The following is a 6,476-nucleotide window of genomic DNA, read 5'->3' as shown; positions in this document are numbered from 1 at the left end:
TGAATAATAGCTTGCGTTGCCTGTTCCCTGTTTAAAAGGGCATCGTCGTCCAGATTTAGTTTTACTTTCTTTCGGTCTATCAATATTTGGGTGTAATCTAATAGGACCACCCCATTGTTTACCACAATTCCGGCCAGGGAAATAATTCCCATCATGGTCATCATAATCACAAAGGACCAGCCGGTAATCATGATTCCTCCAAAAACACCAATTAAACTGAGGAAAATAGCGATCATAATGATCAGGGGTTTGGAAATGCCACCAAACTGAAAAATCAGAATCAACATTATTAATCCTAATCCAGTAAAGAAAGCACCAACAAGGAAGAGCATCTGTTTGTTCTGCTCTTCAATCTGTCCGGTGTAATCAATTTTCACTCCCGCAGGCAGGTCCTTAAACTCCTCCATTTCCTTTTGTATTTCGGCAACGATTGCCGCCGCATCGGTAAAGCCGGGTTGTAGTCCGGAGTAAACCGTTACCACACGCTTCCCGTCTCGGTGCTTTATAGCACTAAAGGAAGAGGTGTTTTTTTCCGTAGCAATGGCAGATATTGGAATTTCCTTAATCTGTCCCGTAGCTTGGTCCCTAAAGATGATATTCTGATTAAAAAGGGCACTTCTGTTGTAACGGAGGTCCTCATTAAAACGCACATTGATATCGTAATCGTCCCCATCCTTCTTATATACGCCCGCTTTCTCACCAAAAATAGACCTTCGCAATTGGTTGCCTACCTGTCCCACGGCAACACCCAATTCTCCCGCTTTTTTTCGGTCTACCAATACTTGCATGGAGGGCTTACTCTTGTTAACATCAATTTTAATCTCCTCTATTCCTGCAATATTTTTGGAATTGATGAAGTTTCTAATGTTTTCCGCAGTGTTTATCAGCTCGTTATAATCCTTGCCTTCCAATTCTATATTGATGGGGTAACCTGCTGGGGGGCCATTGGCATCTTTCTCTACGGAAATGGCCACTCCGGGATAAATACCGCTTAATCCATTCTGAACTTTAGCTCGGATATCCTCCGTGTCTAATCCTTTACGGTATTTAAACTCGCTAAAGTTCACGGTGATCTTTCCTCTATGCGGCATTTCGGCGGCAGATCCTCCATCGGTAAGCGGATTGCCCGCTCCTTCCCCTACTTGTGAAACGGCCGAGGTTACCATAAAGTTCTCGCCATTGTCCATGTATTCCTCACTGTTGATGATGTCGTAGACCTGTTTCTCTACGGCCAGTGTTAACTCATTGGTTTTTTCAATGGAGGTGCCTTCGGGGTATTCTATATAGACATAGATCTCATTGGGTCTATTGTCTGGGAAGAATTCAATTTTAGTACGTCCACTTCCTACCGATACTCCAAACAACATGAATACCCCTACCAGTAGAAAGGCGGTGATTCCAAAGTACCAGTATACATTTTTACCGCGCAAGGCGTGCACCAATCGTTTCTCATACCAGTTTTCGAAGCGAGACATGGTGGTTCTCTGGAATCGGTTGGCCCATCGTTTTATTAGGAATTTATAGGCCCAGAACATGGCTGCAGTAAGGATCATTACGGATCCAAATCCGCGCATCGCTCCGCCAAAAAGTAAAATCAGCAGTCCAAAGCCTCCTAAAATGATGCTAATGCGAATGAGCTGCTTTACGGTGAGTTCCTTCTCATCTGTATCCATAAACTTGCTTACCAGCATGGAGTTCATAAAGATGGCCACAAATAGGGAAGACCCTAGAACCACAGAGAGGGTAATGGGGAAAAATATCATGAACTGTCCAAAAATACCTGGCCATAGCCCTAGTGGTACAAAGGCAGCCACCGTGGTAGCCGTAGAAATAATGATGGGAAAGGCAATCTCCCCGATTCCTTTTTTGGTGGCTTGGATCCTTGGCATGCCCTCGTCCATAAGACGGTACACGTTTTCTACCACCACAATCCCATTATCTACTAACATTCCCAGTCCCATAATCATTCCAAAGAGAATCATGGTGTTCAGTGTGTACCCCAACCAGGATAATATCATAAACGACATAAACATGGACATGGGAATCGCAAACCCTACAAAGAGGGCATTCCTAAAGCCTAGGAAGAACATTAGTACGGTAACCACTAGGATAATCCCAAAAATAATGTTGTTAACCAAATCGTCTACCTGGTTTAGGGTTCTGGTAGAGGAGTCATTGGCAATGGAGATATGTAAATCTGCCGGAAAATAATTGGCTTCGTTGTATTTTACAATTTCCCTAATCTTATCGGCGGCAGAGATGGCATTCTGGCCGGCTCGCTTTTTAACATCCAACATCACTACGCTTTCTCCAAATTCACGCGCATAGGTTGTTTTTTCCTTCTCCCTAAAATGGACGTCCGCAATATTCCTAAGATAGACGGCCCCGTTCTCAGATTTTACTACAAAATCCTTCAATTCCTTGGGGTCTTCCACTTCGCCCAGTATCCTAATGGTACGGCGTTGTCCGCTAGCCTGTAAATTTCCGGCAGACATGGTCATGTTTCCGTTTTTTATGGTCTGGATTACATCGTCAAAACTCACTTTGGCCGCCATCATTTTGTAGATGTCCACGGCTATTTCTACCTCCTTTTCTTGGGCACCACGGATATCGGCCTTTTTTATTTCTGGAAGGTCTTCTATTTCATCCTGAAGATATTCGGCAAACTCCTTTAATTTCTCTACGGGATAATCCCCAGTGAAATTTATGTTCATAATGGGCACTTCCTCGGAGAAATTGAGGTCAAAAACGTTGGGTTCTACCTTGGCCCCGTTAAAAGTGGGCCAGTCTTCACTAGCTTTCTCGGAGTCTACTTCGTCTTTTACCTTTTGCTTGGCAGATTCAACCGTGATTTCCTCATCAAATTCTACCGTTATTATCGCATAGTCTTCCTGGGAGGTAGAAATTACTTCTACCACATTGCTAACGCTTTTTAGCCGGTCTTCTAAGGGATCCGTAATTAGACGTTCAATATCCTCGGCCGTATTTCCTGGATAGGGGGTGCTTATATAGATCTTGGTCTCTATGATTTCTGGAAAATCTTCCCTTGGCATAGCAAAGTAAGACTTTAGTCCAATCCATAGAAAGATACCGATCATCACATATATTACGGACGGATTATCTATAGCCCAGGAGGACAGCTTAAATTCTTTGTCTGTTTTCTTTTGTAAGTTGCTCATGGACTCCCTAATTAATTATTTTTACTTTCTGTCCATCCTTTACGCTCCGTGCGCCTTCTTCAATAATATGATCGCCGTGGGCCATTCCTGAAATTACCTCTACCATCCCATTTTGTGTTTTTCCTGTAGTGATAATTTTCCTTTTGGCCACCGCCTCATTAAGATCGTTGAGGTCTTCGGCTACAAAGGCGTATTGCTCCCCAGCCGCATTTTCTGAGATGATGCTAGCGGGAATGAGTATCGCATTTTCATTGGTGTAATCGTTAATGAGGACCCTTGCCGTTAGGTTGGGCTTAATGTCTCCATTTTTATTGGGTACAGGAATTTCTACCGTATAAGAGCGATTGCTGGGGTTTATGTAGTTCCCTGTTTGTCTTATGTACGTAGTGATACTGTCTCCCAGTATGGGAAAGTACACCTTGGCCTCCTTGCCTTTTACCACACTTCCCAAATAGGCTTCTGGGACCTCTACATCTATATACATTTCTGATAGGTTCACAATGCGGAATACCTCCGAACCCGGACCTGGGGATACCACCGTTCCTTGTTCCCTGATCACATCATCTATAATACCCGAAAACGGCGCTGTAATGCTGTATTTGCTTAGCTGACTTTCCATTTGTTCTACCGTGTTTTTGGAAGCCTGGTAGTTGGTCTTAGCCTGTAGGTATTGAATTTCGGAGCCTATCTTTTGGTCCCATAACCGCTGTTGGCGTTCATATGTGGTCTTGGCCAATGCTGCCTGAGTTTTTAACTGCTCTAATTGACTAAACATGCCCCCATCGTTTATAGTGGCCAAAACCTGCCCTTTGCGTACTTTTTGTCCCTTTTCTACATAAACCTTTTCCAGGGTACCTTGCATCTCGGGATAGATCAATACATTCTGCTTGGTCTTTACATCACCTTGTAAGGCCAGGTAATGATTAAATTGTTGAGCATTGGCCTCCACTACGGATACCAAGGGCAAGTTCTTATTGCCTTCCAGGGATCTTATGACGGAGTCTAACCGCTCTATCTTTTGATTATAGAGCTGTTGCTCTTCGGAGAGTTGCTTTCGTTTGGACCGAAGTTCGGTTAAATTACTTTCTGAAATTAGCTCGTCTACGGATTTTTGATTGTCCGATCCACAGGAGAAAAGAAGGAGTCCTGCAGCTATTATAAAGGTTACGTTTTTCATGAGTTGCTGTTTATTCCGGGATAATCGTTTTATAATTTTACGTTTAGGACCGCTTCCAATTCGGTCTTTTTATTGATCACCTCTACCATGGACTGGAGGTATTCTTGCTGGGCATTATACAATTGGGTTTGGGCCTGTCGCAGCTCGAAGCTAGAAGCAAGGCCTTCCTCATATTTAATTTGGTTCTTGCGCTCTATACGCTCTGCGAGGCCTAAATTCTCTTTGGCAGTGGTATACTCTTCTATGGAAAATAGGTAATTGCTTTTCGCCGTTTTGTATTGTAGGTTGAGGTTTTGTTGCGTTTCTAAGAGTTGTGTCTTTGCTTTATCTACCGCAATTTTCGCCCTTTGTGTCTTGGCGCTTCTCCCCAGAGAGCTAAAAATGGGAATATGAAGATCTACTCCAACTACGGAGGCATCGAACCAATCTGCCTCCTTGCTCAAAAAATTAAAGGAATCGCTATAGGCAGTACTTCCATAATTTATAAAGGCATTAAGGGTGGGTAGGGCCATGCTTTTTTGTAGTTTTAACTCTAGCTCCCTTTGTTGGAATAAATTGGTGGCAATTTTAAAATCTACATTGTTGTCCAATACAAAATCGGTCTCTAAAAGATCGGGTCTAATCTGTTGCTGTGCCAGATCGTTTAGATTTTCCATGAGCTGGGTGGGGGTGTTGATGTCCAAGCCCAGCATTAGGTTTAGCATTTGTAGGGTGATCTCTTGGAGACGTACAGAATTCTTTAACTGATTATCTATAGAGGATAGGGTAATTTGTAGCTGTTCTACACTTTCTTCCTCTCCCAGACCGTTTTCATAAAGCTTTTGAGTCTCCATTAAATTCTGCTCCAAATTGGCTTTGTTCTTATTGAGGATGGAAATACTCTCTTGGGCCAATAGTACATTCCCATAAGCTTCCACAATGGATTTGCGAATTTCCAGATCTGTTTTCTCCTTGTTGTTTTGGCTGTACTTAAGGAAGGTTTTTGCAGCTTGGATCCCCACTATATAGGAACCGTCGAACAATTGCTGCTTTAAAGTAGCTGTGGCACGGGCCGTTTGTGGCTGACCAAAGACGATAGGGATAAAGGTGCCTGGCTCTCCCCCTCCAAACTCGGCAGGTATTAAGGAGACTTGTTGTTTTAACTGATTTTGGTAGCTGATGTCTCCACTTATTTGAGGCAAACCAGTGGCGATGGTTTCCCATTTTTGTTTCTCGGCATCCCTTAGGTCCCTGCCCGCATTAATGGCATTGTAATTATTTTCAAGGGCAAATTCTACCGCTTGATCCAGGGTAAATTTATACGCTTGCTCTTGGCCATTGGCCCAACTAAGCCAAAGCACTAAAAGTATGGTTAGACTATTTCTCATAAAAGTTTGTTTGCGGTTCAATAAGCTGAAGGTCCATTTGTTTTAAAACTGATCCGAATAAATTATTTGATTTAAAATCTCCTTCCCCATTGGGGTGGTGATGCTCCTTAGGTGATATTCCAAAAAGTAGCTCTGTAATCTCCCAAAAGAGAAAAGTTCTTGAGGGAATATTTCAGGGTCCTGTATGCTGCTAATTCCTGCAATATAAATCCGTGACACAAAGGGAATATTGAGGTCTTCCATATAGAGGCCCATTTTTACCCCTCGTTCCAGGTTGTTGATAGTGCATTTCTGCATTAGTGCATGTTGTTTTGCTTTCAACTGACTGGAAATCTTTGGGTAGTATTTCTCTAGCTGGTATTGAGGAGACGATTTTTCATCCTTTAAGTTTACAATCACAAACTTCTTAATGTCGTATAGCTCCTCAATGGGGTTCTTGCCAATAGCACAAATAGCTTCAATACCAACACTTATTTTATGGAATAACTGGTTGGTACATTCTTGAACCAACTTGGTTTTATTCTCGTAATGGTTGTAGATTGTTTTTTTGGAAATGCCTACCTCATTGGCCAAATCGTCCATAGTAACACTCTTAAACCCTAGGTTTAAGAACATCTCCGTGGCCTTATCTAAAATAATTTCCTTCATAAGGGTGCAAAGATACGTTGGAAACTTTAGAAACCAGTAAAGTTTCCAAGGTTTTTCCTGTGTTAGCGAGTAGGGGGTGCGAGATCCTATTAATTCTTTGTGCAT

4 protein-coding genes are annotated in these 6,476 nt (G+C 42.6%); all 4 read right to left on the bottom strand.

Annotation, left to right across the window (positions count from 1 at the left end; all coding sequences use genetic code 11):
• The coding region (locus F1E73_RS13085; protein WP_150452142.1) for an efflux RND transporter permease subunit at positions 1-3,179 on the bottom strand (3,179 nt) is incomplete at its 3' end.
• A 7-nt stretch (positions 3,180-3,186) separates the two neighbouring features.
• Complete coding sequence (locus F1E73_RS13080) at positions 3,187-4,356, bottom strand: efflux RND transporter periplasmic adaptor subunit (RefSeq protein ID WP_086477491.1); 1,170 nt, start codon at positions 4,354-4,356, stop codon at positions 3,187-3,189.
• Between the two features lie 29 nt (positions 4,357-4,385).
• On the bottom strand, positions 4,386-5,723 hold the full coding sequence (locus F1E73_RS13075) for a TolC family protein (protein ID WP_086477490.1): 1,338 nt from the start codon (positions 5,721-5,723) through the stop codon (positions 4,386-4,388).
• Positions 5,724-5,765: 42 nt separating this feature from the next.
• Entirely contained in the window at positions 5,766-6,476 is a 711-nt protein-coding gene (locus F1E73_RS13070; RefSeq protein ID WP_317132987.1) for a TetR/AcrR family transcriptional regulator, read from the bottom strand.

This window comes from Arenibacter lacus, from assembly GCF_008711145.1.
GTDB lineage: Bacteria > Bacteroidota > Bacteroidia > Flavobacteriales > Flavobacteriaceae > Arenibacter > Arenibacter amylolyticus.
This window is presented reverse-complemented; position numbering and strand designations above follow the sequence as displayed.

Coding starts and splice junctions, on each gene's coding strand:
- F1E73_RS13080 (WP_086477491.1), bottom strand. CDS start 4,356: ATGAAAAACGTAACCTTTATAATAGCTGCAGGACTCCTTCTTTTCTCC.
- F1E73_RS13075 (WP_086477490.1), bottom strand. CDS start 5,723: ATGAGAAATAGTCTAACCATACTTTTAGTGCTTTGGCTTAGTTGGGCC.
- F1E73_RS13070 (WP_317132987.1), bottom strand. CDS start 6,476: ATGCACAAAGAATTAATAGGATCTCGCACCCCCTACTCGCTAACACAG.